General features: G+C 64.4%; 17 protein-coding genes. 7 read left to right on the forward strand and 10 right to left on the reverse strand.

The genetic code is table 11. From position 1 onward, the window contains the following. The first annotated feature begins 68 nt into the window (after nt 1-68). The 4 genes from JWQ24_RS18725 (at nt 69) to JWQ24_RS18740 (ending at nt 4,648) form a co-directional block, all read left to right on the forward strand. Nucleotides 69-776 carry a GntR family transcriptional regulator gene (locus tag JWQ24_RS18725; RefSeq protein WP_299811328.1) on the forward strand — a complete coding sequence of 236 codons (708 nt, stop codon included), beginning with the start codon at nt 69-71 and terminating at the stop codon, nt 774-776. Continuing rightward, on the forward strand, nt 773-1,798 hold the full coding sequence (locus JWQ24_RS18730) for a histone deacetylase family protein (protein WP_299811331.1): 1,026 nt from the start codon (nt 773-775) through the stop codon (nt 1,796-1,798). The genes JWQ24_RS18725 and JWQ24_RS18730 overlap by 4 nt, the downstream gene beginning before the upstream one ends. A gap of 38 nt (nt 1,799-1,836) precedes the next feature. Further along, on the forward strand, nt 1,837-3,114 hold the full coding sequence (gene gabT, locus JWQ24_RS18735) for a 4-aminobutyrate--2-oxoglutarate transaminase (RefSeq protein ID WP_299811334.1): 1,278 nt from the start codon (nt 1,837-1,839) through the stop codon (nt 3,112-3,114). Between the two features lie 244 nt (nt 3,115-3,358). Then, a complete protein-coding gene (locus JWQ24_RS18740; RefSeq protein WP_299811337.1) occupies nt 3,359-4,648 on the forward strand; it encodes an ArgE/DapE family deacylase in 1,290 nt (429 codons plus the stop codon). Between the two features lie 82 nt (nt 4,649-4,730). On the opposite strand, the gene JWQ24_RS18745 is transcribed toward JWQ24_RS18740, so the two are convergent. After that, nucleotides 4,731-5,117: a hypothetical protein gene (locus tag JWQ24_RS18745; protein WP_299811340.1), complete on the reverse strand. Its 387-nt coding sequence runs from the start codon at nt 5,115-5,117 to the stop codon at nt 4,731-4,733. Nucleotides 5,118-5,329: 212 nt separating this feature from the next. On the opposite strand from JWQ24_RS18745, the gene JWQ24_RS18750 reads away from it, so the two are divergent. Then, complete coding sequence (locus JWQ24_RS18750) at nt 5,330-5,737, forward strand: DUF6455 family protein (protein WP_299811342.1); 408 nt, start codon at nt 5,330-5,332, stop codon at nt 5,735-5,737. Between the two features lie 359 nt (nt 5,738-6,096). Here JWQ24_RS18750 and JWQ24_RS18755 read toward each other — a convergent pair whose 3' ends face one another. The 4 genes from JWQ24_RS18755 to JWQ24_RS18770 form a co-directional block, all read right to left on the reverse strand. Beyond that, nucleotides 6,097-6,894, reverse strand: coding sequence for a MetQ/NlpA family ABC transporter substrate-binding protein (locus JWQ24_RS18755; protein WP_299811345.1), 798 nt, complete (start codon nt 6,892-6,894; stop codon nt 6,097-6,099). Between the two features lie 48 nt (nt 6,895-6,942). Then, the gene (locus JWQ24_RS18760; RefSeq protein ID WP_299811348.1) at nt 6,943-7,608 is read right to left on the reverse strand and encodes a methionine ABC transporter permease; all 666 of its coding nucleotides are present in this window, start codon (nt 7,606-7,608) and stop codon (nt 6,943-6,945) included. Then, the gene (locus JWQ24_RS18765; RefSeq protein ID WP_299811351.1) at nt 7,598-8,704 is read right to left on the reverse strand and encodes a methionine ABC transporter ATP-binding protein; all 1,107 of its coding nucleotides are present in this window, start codon (nt 8,702-8,704) and stop codon (nt 7,598-7,600) included. The genes JWQ24_RS18760 and JWQ24_RS18765 overlap by 11 nt, the downstream gene beginning before the upstream one ends. Before the next feature lie 285 nt (nt 8,705-8,989). Then, the gene (locus JWQ24_RS18770; RefSeq protein ID WP_299811354.1) at nt 8,990-9,949 is read right to left on the reverse strand and encodes a sulfonate ABC transporter substrate-binding protein; all 960 of its coding nucleotides are present in this window, start codon (nt 9,947-9,949) and stop codon (nt 8,990-8,992) included. 436 nt (nt 9,950-10,385) lie between these two features. Here JWQ24_RS18770 and JWQ24_RS18775 point away from each other — a divergent pair, with 436 nt between their 5' ends. Together JWQ24_RS18775 and JWQ24_RS18780 are read left to right on the forward strand one after the other, a co-directional pair. Further along, nucleotides 10,386-11,309, forward strand: coding sequence for an aliphatic sulfonate ABC transporter substrate-binding protein (locus tag JWQ24_RS18775; protein ID WP_299811375.1), 924 nt, complete (start codon nt 10,386-10,388; stop codon nt 11,307-11,309). Nucleotides 11,310-11,345: 36 nt separating this feature from the next. Then, nucleotides 11,346-12,158, forward strand: coding sequence for a MetQ/NlpA family ABC transporter substrate-binding protein (locus tag JWQ24_RS18780; protein WP_299811357.1), 813 nt, complete (start codon nt 11,346-11,348; stop codon nt 12,156-12,158). Nucleotides 12,159-12,221: 63 nt separating this feature from the next. On the opposite strand, the gene JWQ24_RS18785 is transcribed toward JWQ24_RS18780, so the two are convergent. The 5 genes from JWQ24_RS18785 to JWQ24_RS18805 all read right to left on the reverse strand — a co-directional run. Continuing rightward, nucleotides 12,222-13,439 carry a YeeE/YedE family protein gene (locus JWQ24_RS18785; RefSeq protein ID WP_299811360.1) on the reverse strand — a complete coding sequence of 406 codons (1,218 nt, stop codon included), beginning with the start codon at nt 13,437-13,439 and terminating at the stop codon, nt 12,222-12,224. 197 nt (nt 13,440-13,636) lie between these two features. After that, entirely contained in the window at nt 13,637-14,314 is a 678-nt protein-coding gene (locus JWQ24_RS18790; protein WP_299811378.1) for an SURF1 family protein, read from the reverse strand. Between the two features lie 29 nt (nt 14,315-14,343). Continuing rightward, on the reverse strand, nt 14,344-14,742 hold the full coding sequence (gene cyoD, locus JWQ24_RS18795) for a cytochrome o ubiquinol oxidase subunit IV (RefSeq protein ID WP_299811363.1): 399 nt from the start codon (nt 14,740-14,742) through the stop codon (nt 14,344-14,346). After that, nucleotides 14,739-15,374, reverse strand: a complete 636-nt coding sequence (gene cyoC, locus JWQ24_RS18800; RefSeq protein WP_299811366.1) for a cytochrome o ubiquinol oxidase subunit III — start codon at nt 15,372-15,374, stop codon at nt 14,739-14,741. Before cyoC ends, cyoD begins: the two co-directional genes overlap by 4 nt. A 3-nt stretch (nt 15,375-15,377) precedes the next feature. After that, a partial coding sequence (locus JWQ24_RS18805; protein WP_299811369.1) for a cbb3-type cytochrome c oxidase subunit I occupies nt 15,378-16,195 on the reverse strand: 818 nt, incomplete at its 5' end.

Genomic DNA, 16,195 nt, shown 5'->3' on the forward strand with positions numbered 1-16,195 from the left:
TGCCCGCAAGATTAAACTGTCGACAGTTGACGCTTAAATCTTGTACAGCGGCTGAAACGGGTTTCTTCATGCGTCTGATTACGCCACCAGTCGGGCTGACGGCCCTCGCGGAAACCGATCTCGTCGGTCAGGTCGCGCGGATTCTCACCCAGGCGATCATTCGCGGACAATTGCAACCAGGCGCCAAGGTGGTCGAGGCCAGCATTGCGCGCGAACTCGGCATCAGTCGCGCGCCGGTGCGCGAGGCCGCGCGTCTCCTGGAGCAACAGGGACTTCTGGTATCGTATCCGCGGCGCGGCTTTTTCGTCCGCAAGCTCGAAGCGCGCGACATCGACGAAATCTACGACCTGCGGATCTGCGTCGAGAGCCACGCCGCCGTGCTGGCGTCGAAGAACCTCACACCCGCGAACCGCGATGCGCTGCGCCGGCAGATCGACGTGCTCTATGAGGCGGCCGATCTCGACGACCCCGCGCAGCAGGTCGAGGAAGACTACAAGTTTCACCGCATGATCTGCGAGATCGCCGGTAGCACGCGGCTGTTGCGGCTGTTCGACGATCTGGCTTCCGAACTGCGCATGGTGATTGGCCTGATCGGCCGGCTCTATGAAGACCCGCGCCGCATCGCCCAGACCCATGAAGCTGTGCTCGAAGCGCTGCAACAGGGAGATCCGGACGTCATCGCCGCACGAATCGACTATCATATTGGCGCCGCCTGGCGCGAAGTCGCCAAGCTGGTCCGCGAAATCCCCACATCCCCGAACGGAGCGTCCGCGTGAAAGCCGTCTTCAGCGAAAAACATTGCAGCCACGATCCGCAATTCTTTCTGGTCCGCGGCCAGGTCAAGCGCACCACCGAACAGCCGGAGCGCGCCGACCGCCTGCTCAAGGGCCTGAAGGACGGCCACCACACGCTGATCAAGCCGACCGAATTCGGCCAGGGCCCGCGCGCCCGCGTGCATTCGCCGGAGTATCTGCGCTTCCTTGAAGACGCCTGGAGCGAATGGACGAAGCTGCCGGACTATGGCCCCGAGATGATCGCCAACATCCATCCGGTGCGTAACGCGGCGACCTACCCAACGCACATCACCGGCAAGCTCGGCTGGCACACCGTCGATACCGCAGCGCCGATCGGACCGGGCACCTGGGAAGGCGCCTGCGCCGCTACCGACACCGCCACCACCGCCGCCCAGATGGTGCTGGACGGCGAGGACGCCGTTTATGCGCTGTGCCGCCCGCCCGGCCACCACGCCTATCGCGATATGGCCTCCGGCTTCTGCTTCATGAACAATTCGGCGATTGCGGCAGCCCATCTGCGCCAGAAGCACCAGCGCGTCGCCATCCTCGATGTCGATGTGCATCACGGCAACGGCACGCAGGGCATCTTCTACGCGCGCGGCGACGTGCTGACGGTATCGATCCACGCCGATCCGACCGCCTACTACCCGTTCTTCTGGGGCTTCGCCCACGAGCGCGGCGAAGGCGACGGGCTCGGCGCCAACCTCAACATTCCGCTGGCGCTGGGCACCGGCGACGACGGTTTCATCGACGCGATCAAGGTCGCGGCGAAGACCATCCAGTCGTTCGCGCCGACCGCGCTCGTCGTGGCGCTCGGGCTCGACGCCTCCGAACACGATCCGCTCGCCGCCCTCAAGGTCACCACCGCGGGCTTCGAGCGCATCGGGGCCGCGCTGGCGCAGCTCGGCCTGCCCACCGTCATCGTCCAGGAAGGCGGCTATTTGTCCGACATCCTCGGCGCCAACCTCACCGCAACGCTCAAAGGCTTTGAAGCCGCGCGCTGATCCACTCCACACCACCTCTGGAAGCACTAAGGAATACCATGTCGACCAATGCAGAAATCTTTGCCCGCCGTGAAGCCGCCATCCCGCGGGGCATCGGCCACTCCACGCCGATCTCGGCACAGCGCGCGCTGAATTCCGAAGTCTGGGACGTCGAGGGCAAGCGCTACGTCGACTTCGCCGGCGGTATCGCCGTGCTCAACACCGGCCACTGCAACCCGCACGTCATGGCGGCGGTGCGCGAGCAGATGGAGCGCTTCACCCACACCTGCTTCCAGGTGCTGCTGTATGAGCCCTACGTCACGCTGGCCGAGCGCCTCAACAAGCTCGCCCCGATCGACGGCGCGGTGAAGACCGCGTTCTTCACCACTGGCGCCGAAGCCACCGAGAACGCCATCAAGATGGCCCGCGCCGCGACCGGCCGCGCCGGCGTGATCGCCTTCACCGGCGGCTTCCATGGCCGTACCGCTTTGACCATGACGATGACCGGCAAGGTGTTTCCCTACAAGAAGGGCTTTGGCGCCGCGCTCCCGGAAGTCTGGCACGTCCCCTTCCCCGCCCCGCAGCTCGACGTCACCGTCGAGGAGTCGCTGAAGTATCTCGGCTTCATGTTCAAGGCCGACATCGATCCGGCGCGCGTCGCCGCGATCATCATCGAGCCGGTGCAGGGCGAAGGCGGCTTCCACCAGGCGCCGCCGGAACTGATGCGCGCACTGCGCAAGATCTGCGACGAAAACGGCATCGTGCTGATCGCCGACGAAGTGCAGACCGGCTATGGCCGCACCGGCAAGATGTTTGCGATGGAGCACTATGACGTCAAGCCCGACCTGATCTGCGTCGCCAAGAGCCTGGCCGGCGGCTTCCCGCTGTCCGGCGTGATCGGCAAGGCGGCCATCATGGATGCCGCCGATCCGGGCGGCCTCGGCGGCACCTACGCCGGCAACCCGCTGGCGGTGGCAGCAGCCAACGCCGTGCTCGACGTGTTCGAGAAGGACAAGCTTGTCGACCGCGCCAACGTGATCGGCGAGCGCATCGTCGCCCGTCTGAAGAAGATGCAGCAACGCAACGACCTGCTGCCGATGGCCGCGGTCCGTGCCGTCGGCGCGATGATCGCGTTCGACATCGTCAAGGAGCGCGGTGGCGAAGTGCCGGATGCCGAGATGACCAAGAAGGTGACGCAGCGCGCCACCGACGAAGGCCTGATCCTGTTGTCCTGCGGCACCTCCTTCAACACCATCCGCATCCTGGTGCCGCTCACCGCCGAGGACGCCATCATCGACGAGGGTCTCGACAAGCTCGAAATCGCGATGTCCGCCTGATCCGATTTCAGTCGCCTATTGCTCGCTGAAGTGACGCGCCGCGGTGCGCGCCCTCTCGCCTCTAGCGAAGCTTCGCTTCGCACGGGGGAGAGGGCTGGGGTGAGGGGATACTGGCCTATCGATAGGCCCCTCACCCGCCCGGCTTCGCCGGTCGACCTCTCCCCAACGGGGAGAGGTGATCGAGCGTCGCGGCTAAAGATTTCGATTTATTGAAGCAGAGATAAACGACCAGAGGTAACTTCCCATGACTCTCGATCCGAAACTCCGCGACGATATCATCGCCGCGGTCGACAAGGGCTTCGACGCCCAGGTCAAGTTCACGCAAGCGATGGTGCGCCACGTCTCCACGCGCGGCAACGAACACACCATGCAGGACTTCATGTTCCGCGCCATGAAAGAGCGCGGCTACAAGATGGAGCGTTTCGAGATGGACCGCGCGGCGCTCGCGGCGCATCCCGGCGCCGGCGCCTGGGACGATCTGCACTCGACGGCGCCGATCGTTGTCGGCACCCATTATCCGCGCGACGAGAAGGGCCGCTCGCTGATCATGCAGGGCCATGTCGATGTGGTGCCGGAAGGCCCGCACGACATGTGGGCCACCGCGCCCTACGATCCGGTGATTCAGGGCGACTGGATGCAGGGCCGCGGCGCCGGCGACATGAAAGCCGGCTGCGCCTCCAACATTTTTGCGCTCGACGCGCTGAAAAGCCTCGGCCTGCAGCCGGCGGCGACGGTGTATCTGCAGTCCGTCGTCGAAGAAGAGTCGACCGGCGACGGCGCGCTGATGACGCATCTGCGCGGCTACAAGGCCGATGCGGTGGTGATTTCGGAGCCGTCGCACGAAACGATCACGCGCGCCAATATCGGTGTGATCTGGTTCCAGCTCGAAGTCCGCGGCGTGCCGGTGCACGTGCAGCGGATGGGCACCGGCGCCAATGCGATCGACGCGGCCTACCGCGTGATCGGCGAGCTGCGCACGCTGGAAGCCAAATGGAACGCGACCAAGGACCAGTTCGAGCACTTCAAGAACATCGAGAAGCCGGTCAATCTGAACATCGGCAAGATCGCCGGCGGCGACTGGGCGTCTTCGGTCCCGGCCTGGTGCAAGGTCGATTGCCGAATCTCGATCCTGCCCGGCAAGACCGCTGAAGCGGCGAAGAAGGAGATCGTCGACTGCGTCGCCGCCTTCACGCGCGGGGACGCGTTCCTGTCGAACATCCCGCCGACCATCACCTTCAACGGTTTCCAGGCTGAAGGTTACAAGCTCGAGCCGGGCTCCGACGCCGAGGCCACTTTGGCCGCGGCGCATGAAACGGTGTTCGGCCAGAAGCCGAAGCCGGAAATCTCGCTGGCCTATCTCGACAGCCGCGTCTACGCGCTGTTCGACAATGTGCCGACGCTGAACTACGGCTGCATCTCCCGCGGCGTCCACGGTTTTGACGAGGGCGTCAATTTGCCGTCGCTGAAGAAGACGACGACAGCGCTAGCGCTGTTCATCGCCGAATGGTGCGGCGTCGAGAAGATCGAAGCGTAATTCGCCGAACGCTGAGCGTTCCTCCCTCTCCCCGCCGTGCGAAGCGAAGCTTCGTCAGGCGGGGAGAGGCTGGGAAAAGTGACTACTTCTTCCAGCCACAGATACCGCCGGAGCGGCACGGCCAGACCTGCACGCTTGTATCGGCCGCGTTGGCGTCGAGCGGATTGTTGCGCTTGTGGGCGACCTTGCTGCGCACAACTGCCCGCGGTTTGGCGACAGCGACCCGCGGGGCCTTCGTGGCGCGCGCAGCCCGGGCGGCGGGCTGCGGCTTCTCGGCCTTCACTTCTTCCCTGGCCTGCACCGGCACCAGCTCGAACTGCGCCGGCGGCCCGATCGGGCGCGGCGAAAGCACGGCGTGATTGAGATCGAGCCTGAAGACCTCACCGGGCTGATAGGCCTGCGCCCACGCGCCGCCGGATGCCAGCAGCGCCGCAACTACACCAATCACCGCCACGTTTCGCGAGGTCATGGACGCCTCCTGAGGCCGGCTTGCCGGCGTCTGAAATGACAACCTCTGTAATCTAGGCGGGTTCCGTCGCTTTTCCAGTGGCCGGACGCGGCTGCACCGCGGGCTTTTCCGGGTAACGCTAACAAACTGCGCCAGTCATTTGATCCAACGCAATGCGAGGGAGCCGTCGTAGGGCGAACATCGGCGCAGCCACATCAGCAGCGGAGATCGCCGTGACAGCCTCAACCCACCCCTCTATCGCCAGCGCTGTGATCGAACGTATCCACGCCTGGGTTCAGCACCGCCGCACCATGGCGGAACTCAATGAACTCGACGCCGGTGAATTCCGCCGCATGGCGCATGAACTCGGCCTCGCGCCGGGCTATCTCGACCATCTGGCCCAGCAAAGCCCGCCGGCCGCCGACGAACTACCGCTGATGATGAAAGCGCTCGGCTTCAGTGACGCCGCCATCGCCAGCATCAAGCCGCGCGAGCTGCACGACATGCAGACCAGTTGCGGCGGCTGCGCGCACAAACAGACCTGCAACGCCGATCTCCACGCCCAGACCGCCGCGCAGAACTATCGCACCTATTGCGCCAACGCCGAGGCGATCGACGCCATCGCGCAGACCGCACAGTAAAATATGCTACGTCGGCGCGCCAAGTGCCGGAAAAGCGGCGCTGGTAGGGTTGATAGGTTAGGTTAACGAAAGGTTAGCGTTGCAGCGCAACGCTGGTGCGATAGCGTCAACCTGTCGATGCAAAACGGGCATGGAAGTCGCTTTCCCGCCCGGGATTTCAAGTGCACGGCAAGGGACCGTCGTTTTTACCCGCGTCGGCGGTCCCACTTTTTCAACTCAGATAAACTGGCCAAACAACGCTCAGGCCGTCATGCCCGGCCTTGCACCGGGCATCCACGGCTTTCAGCGCATACAAACGTGGGTGGCCGGGACAAGCCCGGCCATGACGATGCTCTGGATGTTCTATGGATGTATCCGAACTACCAGGTCGCCAGCACTGCGCCCTTGAACTTCGTCGCGATGAATTCCTTGATCTCAGGCGACTGGTAGCTCTCGACCAGCGTCTTCACCCACGGCTTGTCCTTGTCGGCGATGCGCACCGCGATGACGTTGGCATACGGCCCCTTGGGGTCTTCACGCAGCAGCGCATCCTTGACCGGATCGAGGCCGGACTGGGTGGCGTAGTTGGTGTTAACGCCGGCAACATCGACGTCGTCGAGTGTGCGCGGGGTCTGTGCCGCGTCGATCTCGATCACCTTCAGCTTCTTGGGGTTCTCGGTGATATCGAGCAGGGTCGGCTTGAAGCCCACGCCGTCCTTCAGCTTGATCACGCCCTTGTCGCGCAGCAGCAGCAGCACGCGGCCACCATTGGTCGGGTCATTGGGGATCGCCAGCGTCGCGCCGACCTTGACCTCATCCCAGCTTTTCACCTTCTTCGAATAGATGCCCATCGGGAAGTTCACGGTGGAGCCGACGGAGACGATCTTGTACTTGCGGTCGGCGATCTGGTTGTCGAGATAGGGCTGGTGCTGGAAGGAATTGGCCTGCAGGTCGCCGGCTTCCAGCGCCGCATTCGGCACCACATAGTCGGAGAATTCGAGGATCTGGATATCGAGGCCCTTCTTCGCGGCGATCGCCTTGACGGCCTCCATCACCTGCGCATGCGGACCGGGGGTGACGCCGACCTTGATGGTTTCGGCCGAAACCTTCTCAAAAGGCGCGAAGCCGGTCAGCGCCACAGCGGCGACGGCGGAAAGAGCGAGCGAGCGTAGCGACATGTTCAGTTCCTGCAGTGAGTAGGTTTTAACAGCGCGAGCGAGATCCGCTCACGAATGGCGATTGCGCTTGTCGAGGCGACGCGAGAGCTTGTCGCCGATGGTCTGCACGCCCTGCACCAGGACGATCAGCACGACGACCACGGTGGCCATGACTTCCGGCATGAAGCGCTGGTAGCCGTAGCGGATGCCGAGATCGCCGAGCCCGCCACCGCCGACCGCGCCGACCATGGCCGAATAACCGATCAGGCTGACGATCGCCAGCGTCAGCGCCAGCGTCACCGCCGGCAGCGCTTCCGGCAGCAGCACCTTCTGCACGATCTGCAGCGGGCTGGCGCCAAACGCGCGGGCGGCTTCCACCAGCCCCTGATCGACTTCGCGGATCGCACCTTCGACGACGCGGGCGATGAACGGAATTGCCGCGATGGTCAGCGGCACCACGGCGGCGCTGGTGCCGATCGAGGTGCCGGCGATCAGCCGCGTCAGTGGCACGATGGCGACGACGAGAATGATGAACGGCGTCGAGCGCGTCGCATTGACCAGGAGGCCGAGGATGCGGTTGACGTTCGGGGCCGGAAACAACTCATTGGCGCGGCTGGTGGCGAGAAACACGCCCAGCGGCAGGCCGACCAGCGTGCCGAACGAGCCGGCCAGCGCCACCATCGTCAGCGTATCCAGCGTCGACCAGGCGATCAGCTGCAAAAGTTCAGGCGACATAGCCGAGGTGCTCCACGTTGTTGCGGGTGCTGGTCAGCTCATGAATCAGCTTCGCCAGCAGCTCCGGCCCGGCTGCGACCGATGCGATCAGCGTGCCGAACGGGTGATCGGCGACGTATTCGATCTGGCCATGCATGATGTTGAAATCGACATTGTAGGCGCGCGTGAGGCGCGACAGCACCGGCTCGTCGGCATCCGCTCCAGTGAAGGCGATGCGGATCACGGCGCTGCGGCCGGGCTGATAATCGGGCTGCAGCTTCGCGCTCAGCCAGTCCGGGACATTGCCGCCGGTGACTTCGCCGACGAAGCGCTTCGTCGTCTCATGATGCGGATTGGCGAAAATCTCATAGGTCGAGCCTTGCTCGACGATGCGGCCGCCTTCCATCACTGCAACGCGGTCGGCAAGCTTCTTCACCACCGACATCTCATGCGTGATGAACAGGATGGTGAGGTTGAGCTCGGCGTTGATCTGCTTCAGCAGCGCCAGGATCTGACCGGTGGTTTCCGGATCGAGCGCCGAAGTCGCCTCGTCCGAAAGCAGCACCTTCGGCTTGGTCGCCAGCGCGCGCGCAATGCCGACGCGCTGCTTCTGGCCGCCGGACAGTTCGGCCGGATAACGGTCGCGCTTGTCGGCAAGGCCTACCATGTCGAGCAGCGGATTGACGATGCCGGCAATGTCGCGCCGCGCCACACCCGCGATTTCCAGCGGCAGCGCGATATTATCGAAGGCGGTGCGCGACGACAGCAGGTTGAAATGCTGGAAGATCATGCCAATCGACCGCCGCGCCTGGCGCAAGGCGCGTTCGTCGAGCGAGCCGATGTCGAGACCGTCCACGTTGACCTTGCCCGAGGTCGGCAGTTCGAGGCCGTTGATCAGCCGGATCAGCGTCGACTTGCCAGCGCCGCTACGGCCGATCACGCCGACGATGGCGCCTTCGGGTACCTTGAGGTCGATATTGTCGACCGCCCGCACCTCGGCGGAGCCGCTGCGCGCCGGAAATATCTTGCTCACGCCATCGAAGGAGATGATGGCGCGCGCCTGCGGATCGATGGACGGCACGGGCGCTCCGAAGGGCTGCGGCACAAGGGCGTTCATGAGATGCTGTTTCTGCGCGAATGGGAAGATCGGGATCGGACGGCTCTGGCGCCGACCCTGCGAGGCGCAACCTACTGATTTCGCCGTCCATTTCAACCGCAGCGCACAAAAGACGAGATTTATGCGCCGCGGAGGCGTCGAGGGGTACAGAGCCACCGAAAGTGGCGGGTTTGCAGCGTTAATCGGCTGTTTGGCGGCGTGACTTCACCAAACTCCCGGTCGTCCTCGCGGACGCGGGGACGACACGCTAAGGCCAAGGGCGTCGATGCGCCTGCCCCCGCTATCTTACGACCCCGGCGTCCACTTCCAGACGATCTCCTTCACGTTCACCGCCTTGGGGATCAGGCCGAGCTTGAAGAAGCGATCGGCGGTTTCCTGCTGGGTGGCGATGATCTTGTCGGTGATCGGCGTGACCACGTATTCCGAGCGGCCCACCGCGCGCGCCGTCGCTTCCTTGTCGACGCCGGTGGCTTCACGCAGGCTGGCCGCGACCTCCTCGCGATGACCAACGGCCCATTTTCCTTCTTCCGCGAAGGTCTGGTTCAACAGTGCCACGATGTCCGCATGGCCCGTGGTGAAGTCCTTGTTGGCGAGGAAGAACGAGTTGCTCTCCTGCACGTCCTTGACGAACGCCAGCACGCGCACCTTGCCGTTTTCGGCGAGCGCCAGATAGGGATCCCAGATCGCCCAGGCGTCGATATTGCCGCCTGCGAAGGCCGCAACCGCATCCGCCGGTCCGAGCGTCACCGGCGTGATATCGCTGTAGGCAAGCCCTGCCTTCTCGAGTGCAGCGACGGTGGTGTTGTGCGCGCTCGATCCCTTGGCGAATCCGACCTTCTTGCCCTTGAGGTCGGCGAGCGTCCTGATCGACGAATCCGCGGGCACGACGATGCCCTGATTGTAGCCGGGAGACGGCACCGCCGCGACATACAGCAGATTGGCGCGCGCGGCCTGGGCGAAGATCGGCGGTGCGTCGCCGGTGTAGCCGAAATCGACATTGCCGGTGTTGATGGCTTCCAGGATCGGCGGGCCGAACTGGAACTCGACCCACTTGACGGTGATGCCGCGCGACTTCAGCGCGTTCTCCAGCGTCCCGCGCTGCTTGACGACCGGAAAGATGCCGGCCTTCTGGAAGCCGATGCGGACCTCCTTCAACTGCTGCGCTAAGGCGGGCGCGGCGAGGCCGGCCGACAACAACAAGGCTGCAGAGAGGCCGGTCAGGATCGTGCGTCTGGCGTGAGACATGGATGGGCTCCGTGAGAATACCGGCGCAGCGCTGTCGCTGCGGAACATCAACGCTACGCCGGACCTGCGGGATTGTGCTTTCAAAGACGTGGCCAAGCCGGCAACGTTTTCCATCTGATAGTTGCCCTGCAGAGCAACTTCATCTCTCTGACGCCCGTCTGGCGCCGGCCGCGCGGCCCCTCTCCGGCGCGCGATGCCAGGCCGTTCGCCGGTACGGAGAGAATGTTTTCATTGCGTGGCAAGCGTCCCGCAGCACGCTTGCATTGCGGGCTAGGGAACTACGGTTAGCCGTTCCATTGACTGCCGGACCTCGGAAGCTAGCCTAGCGAAAGGCCGGCATCTCGCGATGCGCCGACGATTTTCACCAATCGTAGTTCGCCCACTCACCGGAATATCGCCCATGTTCAAGCGTCTCGCCGCTCTGCAGCTCGCCGCGATGGCATCTATCCTGTCGATCTCGTTCGCCTGCGCGCAGACACCCGCCGGAGATACCATCCGGATCGGCTATCAGAAGTCCTCGACGCTGACCGCGATCCTGAAGACCAATGGCGAGCTGGAGAAGGCGCTTGCGCCGCTTGGCGTGCGCGTGACGTGGCACGAGTTCTCCAGCGGCCTGCCGCTGCTCGAAGCGATCAATACCGGCAATGTCGATTTCGGCGCCGACGTCGCCGACACCGTGCCGCTGTTCGCGCAGGCCGCCGGCGCCAAACTCGCTTACATTGCCGAGGAAGCCGCTTCGCCCTCCGCGCAGGCGATCCTGGTGCCCGCGGAATCGCCGATCAAGACCCTGGCCGATCTCAAGGACCGCAAGATCGCCGTCACCAAGGGCGCCGGCAGCCACTTCCTGCTGCTCGCCGCGCTCGGCAAGGCCGGGCTGACCTTCAAGGATATTTCGCCGGCCTATCTGCCGCCGGCCGATGGCCGCATCGCCTTTGTCGGCGGCAATGTGCAGGCCTGGGTGGCGTGGGACCCGTTCCTGACCAGCGCACTGAAGCAGTCCGGCGCCCGCGTGCTGGCCGACGGCGGCAACGGCCTCGCCAGCTACAAGCGCTATTATCTGTCGTCGGCCGCCTATGCCGAACGCCGCAGCGATGTTCTGGGTGTGATCTATCGCAAGCTCGACGAGACCGGCAAATGGGTCAAGTCGCAGCCAAAGGACGCCGCCACCTTGCTCGCCGGCCTGTGGGGCATCGACGCCTCGACCGTCGAAGAAGCCAACAGCCACCGCTCCTACAAGATCGGCGCCGTCACGCTCCCGGGCCTGTCGGAGCAGCAGCGCATCGCGGATGCGTTCTTCGCCGAGGGCCTGATCCCGGTGAAGGTCGATGCCGCCGCCGCCAAAATCTGGGCGCCCAAGTAATTCCCCTCACGACTTTTCTCTCCTGAAAGACGCATCATGAAGACCGCCCTCCCTGCCATCGCCGCAGCGCTGCTCGCTTTGTTCACGCCTGTACATGGCCACGCGCAGAACGCACCGAAAACCGAGATCAAAGTCGGCTTCGTGCCCGGCCCCTATGTCGACGGCTTCAAGGCCGGCGTCGAACCGGAGCTGAAGAAGAAGGGCTACACGGTCAAATACTTCGAATTCTCGACAGGGCTGGAGGCCAACACCGCGGTATTCCTCAACGACATCGACGCCAATGTGATGCAGCACACGGTATTCCTGAACTCCTACAATACGCGGCAGAAGACCGACCTCGCCGGCATCGTCCCCGTGCCGACGCCGCCGATGGGGCTGTATTCCAAGAAGCACGGCAAGACCGACGTCGTGAAGAAGGGCATGACCGTGGCGGTGCCGAACGATCCGGTGAACCTGCAGCGCGCGCTGTGGATCCTGCGCGACCTCGGCTGGATCAACATCAAGGACAGCGACCCGGTCGACGTCACCGAACTCGACATCATCAAGAACCCCTCCGGCATCAAGATCGTGCCGCTGGAAAATGCGCAGGCGCCGCGCGCGCTGGACGACGTCGACTTCGCCGCCGTGCAGGGCAACTTCGCGATCTACAGCGGGCTGAAGCTGACCGAGGCCTTCGCGCTGGAGAAGATGACGACGCCCTACACCAATGTCGTCGCCGTCCGCCGCGGCAATGTGGACGCGCCGTGGGCCAAGGATATCGTCGCCGGCTACAAGTCCGACACCTTCAAGAACGCGATCCGCGCCGACAAGTTCTATGCCGGCTTCGTGCTGCCGGATTACTTCAACTGAACAGGTTTCCACCTTCTCCCACCTCGCGAAGCTTCGCTTCGCGCGGGGAGAAGGAGGAAGTAATCAGCTGCGCTCGACGCTGAGGCCGAAAAGCGGGCGCAGTTGCGTGCCGAGGATGTTGCCGAGGAAGGCCGCGACCAGCCAGAACCAGCCGTGCAGGCTGCCCGAGGCGATACCGCTGAAGTACGCGCCGATGTTGCAGCCGTATGCGAGCCGCGCGCCGTAGCCGAGCAGCAAGCCGCCGACGATCGCCGCCAGCAATGATCGCGGCGCGATCTTCCATTGCGGCTGGAACTTGCCGGCCAGAGCGGCGGCGAGCAGCGCACCGATCACGATGCCGAAATCCATCACCGAGGTGATGTCGGAAAACACGCTGTCCTGCAGCGACGCGGCCCGCGCGCCCTGCCAGTACGGCCACGAGGCGACGTCGCCGCCGGCAAGCGCGACGATCTTGGAGCCCCAGAGCGCGAAGGCCGAGGTGATACCCCACGGCCGGCCCGCCAGATACAGCGTCGCGAAATTGCCGATCGCAAGCGCGACCGCGCCCGCCACCAGCGGCCACGGCCCCTGCAGGAAGCGCCGCCAGCCGTGCACCTTCGAGGCCGCACCGCCGCGCAATTCGCCGTGGCGGCGCTTTTCCATGACCACGGTCAGCGCATAGATGCCGGCCATCACCAGCAGGCTGAGCAACAGCGCCGGCACGACGCCGAGCTTCTCGATCAGCGGCACCGGGCCGATATTCGGCTGCGCGGTCCACCACGGCAAATGCTTCGCGCCGAGCGTCGAGCCGGCGATGAACATCGCGAGCGTCACGAACATCCGGGTGTTGCCGCCGCCGGCGGTATACAGCGTACCGGAGGCACAGCCACCGCCGAGCTGCATGCCCAGGCCAAACAGGAACGCACCGGTCAGCATGCCGACGCCGACCGCGCCGTATTCGCCGCGCACCGGCTGGCCGAACAAGCTGCCATTGGCGAGCGCGGGGAAGAACAGCAGCACGGCGATCGCCAACATGATCATCTGCGCGCGCAGTCCAGTACCGCGGCGATCCGAGATGAAGACGCGCCAGGCCGAGGTGAAGCCGAACAGCGCATGGTACAGCGTCAGCCCGAGCGCACCGCCAAGCAGGTACAGCGCGCCCTGTCGCCACGCGAAGACGTAACCAAGTACCGCAGCGCCGCCGATCAGCAGCGCCAGCGCGACCGCCGTAACCTTGCCGTTGATACCGAGGCCCGAGGAGCGGCCGGAGAGCAACGGGGCATCGACGGACATGTCGGTCATGGCAATGGCCTTTGCAATTGAAATGGTGACGGAAAGATAGGCTATTGGCGGGAGGGATCAAGCCAATGCGCGCGGGCTGTTCCGCTTCCGTCATTGCGAGGAGCCTTGCGACGAAGCAATCCAGTTCTTGCAGAGCGTGCGGCTTTCTGGATTGCCGCGTCGCTCCACTCCTCGCAATGACGGGGAGAAGACGGCGCTCAATCCCGGCGCAGCAGCCGCACCGCGAAACCAATCACCATCGCGGCCAGCACGAACCAGGTGATCGCATAGACCAGATGGCTGTTGGGCAGGCTGATCACCGTAAGCCCCCCGACCGGCAGCAGTTGTCCGGGAACCGCGGCGGCATCGATGAAATAGGGCGCGACGTCGGTGAGACCCCTCGCCTGCGCGATCGCGGCAATGTCGCGGGAGAACCAGCGTTCTGCCGCGGGATCGTTAGAGCGCAGGAAGCCGCCTTTCGGCTCGGTGACGCGCAGCAACCCGGTGACCTCGGCGCGCCCCTGCGGAACCGGCACGGCAGCCTTGTTTTCAGCGGCCACGAAGCCGCGGTTGACGAGAACGACGAAGCCCGCGTCGGTGCGCAGCGGAGTCATGAGCCAGTAGCCACCGCCCAGCGCGGTGACGGCCTGCACGCGGGTGTCGCGATCGGCCAGCCATTCGCCGCTGGCGCGGACATGGCGGTAGGCATCATTGGAGGCGTTTATCGAGGGCCACGCCGAAGGCGGCGGCACATCGACCAGCGGCGCGCCGACGCGCTGGTCGATCTTCTGGATCAGGTCGAGTTTCCAGACCCGGCGTTCCAGCTGCCAGACGCCGAGCGCCAGCAGGCCAGCGGCAAGCACCCCGGCGATCGTGCAGAGCAGAATGAGCTTCAACGGTGAACGGGAGAGTTCACCGGCCTGGGTCACGGCATCTGCTTCATGGCGTCGATGGACATCGGCATCATGTTGTTGGTGAGGTGGAACATCACCCACAGCGATCCGCTGAGCGCAATCACGATGACGACGATCGTGAAGATCAGCGCCATGATCGTCCAGCCGCCCTCGGACTTGGAGTTCATGTGCAGGAAGTAGACCATGTGGACGACGATCTGCGCCAGCGCGAAGCCCATCACGACGAAGGCCGCGACCTGCTTGTTCGAAATAACGCCCGTCATCACCAGCCAGAACGGAATCGCGGTCAGGATCACCGACAGCACAAAGCCGATCATGTAGTCGCGGCGCGAGCCATGCGCCGGGGCATCATGGTGATGGTGCGAATCCGAATGGGAATCGGTGTGGTGGGTGTCGGCGTGAGCGGTCATCGCAGCATTCCCAGCAGGTAGACGAAGGTAAAGACGCCGATCCAGATCACGTCGAGGAAGTGCCAGAACAGGCTGAGGCACATCAGGCGGCGCTTGTTGGCGGCGATCAGGCCGTGCTTGCCTACCTGCACCATCAGCGTCACCAGCCAGATCAGGCCGAAGGTGACGTGCAGGCCGTGGGTGCCGACCAGCGTGAAGAACGCCGACAGGAAGCCGCTGCGCTGCGGGGTCGCGCCGTCATGGATCAGGCTGTGGAATTCATGCAGTTCGATGCCGAGGAAGGCGAGGCCGAACAAAGCGGTCAGCGCCAGCCAGAGCTGCGTCGAACGCGTGTTGCCCTCCTGCGCCGACAGCATCGCGAAGCCGTAGGTGATCGACGAGAACAGCAGCATCGCGGTGTTGAGCGCGACCAGCGGCAGTTCGAACAGGTCTTTCGGCGACGGGCCGGCGGCATAGTTGGCGCCGATCACGCCGTAGGTGGCGAACAGGACCGCAAAGATGAGGCAATCGCTCATCAGATAAATCCAGAAGCCGAGCATCGTGCTGCCGCCTTCCGGATGGTCGGCTTCGTCGGTCAGGTAATACGACGGCACCGCGGTGCCGGCAGCGGGGGCGAGATTGGCGCTGGACATCGATCAGGCTCCGGCCGTCAGCAGACGCGTGCGCGCATCTTCGGTCGCGATCACTTCCTCGACAGGGATGTGATAATCGCGGTGATAATTGAAGGTATGGTGGATGGCGACCGCCAGCAAAGCGACGAAGCTCAACGCCGCCAGCCACCAGATGTACCAGATCAGGCCGATCGCCATGACCGTGCTGAGCGCGGCGAGATACACGCCCGTGCCGGTGCTCTTTGGCATGTGGATCGCCTTGAACCCCGTCAGCGGACGGACGTAGCCGCGCTTCTTCATGTCGGTATAGGTGTCGGCGTCATAGATCACCGGGGTGAAGGCGAAGTTGTAATCCGGCGGCGGCGATGCGGTCGACCACTCCAGCGTGCGACCGTCCCAGGGATCGCCGGTGACGTCGCGCAGCTTTTCGCGATCGCGGATGCTGACATAGAACTGCATCAGCATGGCGCCGATTCCGGCGGCGACCAGCACGGCGCCAAAGGCGGCGATCATGAACCAGATCTGCAGCGAGGGATCCTCGAAATGGCGCAGGCGGCGCGTCACGCCCATCAGGCCGAGCACGTAAAGCGGCATGAAGGCGAAGTAGAAGCCGACAACCCAGAACCAGAACGACACCTTGCCCCAGAACGGATCGAGCTTCACGCCCGTGGCCTTGGGGAACCAGTAGTTGATGCCGGCGAAGGCGCCGAACACCACGCCGCCGATGATCACGTTGTGGAAGTGGGCGATCAGGAACAGGCTGTTGTGCAGCACGAAGTCGGCTGGCGGCACGGCCAGCAGCACACCCGTCATGCCGCCGATGGTGAAGGTGAACATGAAGC

Origin of the sequence: Tardiphaga sp., from assembly GCF_028290495.1 — a bacterium.
GTDB lineage: Bacteria > Pseudomonadota > Alphaproteobacteria > Rhizobiales > Xanthobacteraceae > Tardiphaga.

Bases quoted from the DNA above. Each gene is read 5' to 3' on its own strand.
- JWQ24_RS18725 (WP_299811328.1), top strand. From the start codon at position 69: ATGCGTCTGATTACGCCACCAGTCGGGCTGACGGCCCTCGCGGAAACC.
- gabT (WP_299811334.1), top strand. From the start codon at position 1,837: ATGTCGACCAATGCAGAAATCTTTGCCCGCCGTGAAGCCGCCATCCCG.
- JWQ24_RS18740 (WP_299811337.1), top strand. From the start codon at position 3,359: ATGACTCTCGATCCGAAACTCCGCGACGATATCATCGCCGCGGTCGAC.
- JWQ24_RS18745 (WP_299811340.1), bottom strand. From the start codon at position 5,117: ATGACCTCGCGAAACGTGGCGGTGATTGGTGTAGTTGCGGCGCTGCTG.
- JWQ24_RS18755 (WP_299811345.1), bottom strand. From the start codon at position 6,894: ATGTCGCTACGCTCGCTCGCTCTTTCCGCCGTCGCCGCTGTGGCGCTG.
- JWQ24_RS18760 (WP_299811348.1), bottom strand. From the start codon at position 7,608: ATGTCGCCTGAACTTTTGCAGCTGATCGCCTGGTCGACGCTGGATACG.
- JWQ24_RS18765 (WP_299811351.1), bottom strand. From the start codon at position 8,704: ATGAACGCCCTTGTGCCGCAGCCCTTCGGAGCGCCCGTGCCGTCCATC.
- JWQ24_RS18770 (WP_299811354.1), bottom strand. From the start codon at position 9,949: ATGTCTCACGCCAGACGCACGATCCTGACCGGCCTCTCTGCAGCCTTG.
- JWQ24_RS18775 (WP_299811375.1), top strand. From the start codon at position 10,386: ATGGCATCTATCCTGTCGATCTCGTTCGCCTGCGCGCAGACACCCGCC.
- JWQ24_RS18780 (WP_299811357.1), top strand. From the start codon at position 11,346: ATGAAGACCGCCCTCCCTGCCATCGCCGCAGCGCTGCTCGCTTTGTTC.
- JWQ24_RS18785 (WP_299811360.1), bottom strand. From the start codon at position 13,439: ATGACCGACATGTCCGTCGATGCCCCGTTGCTCTCCGGCCGCTCCTCG.
- cyoD (WP_299811363.1), bottom strand. From the start codon at position 14,742: ATGACCGCTCACGCCGACACCCACCACACCGATTCCCATTCGGATTCG.
- cyoC (WP_299811366.1), bottom strand. From the start codon at position 15,374: ATGTCCAGCGCCAATCTCGCCCCCGCTGCCGGCACCGCGGTGCCGTCG.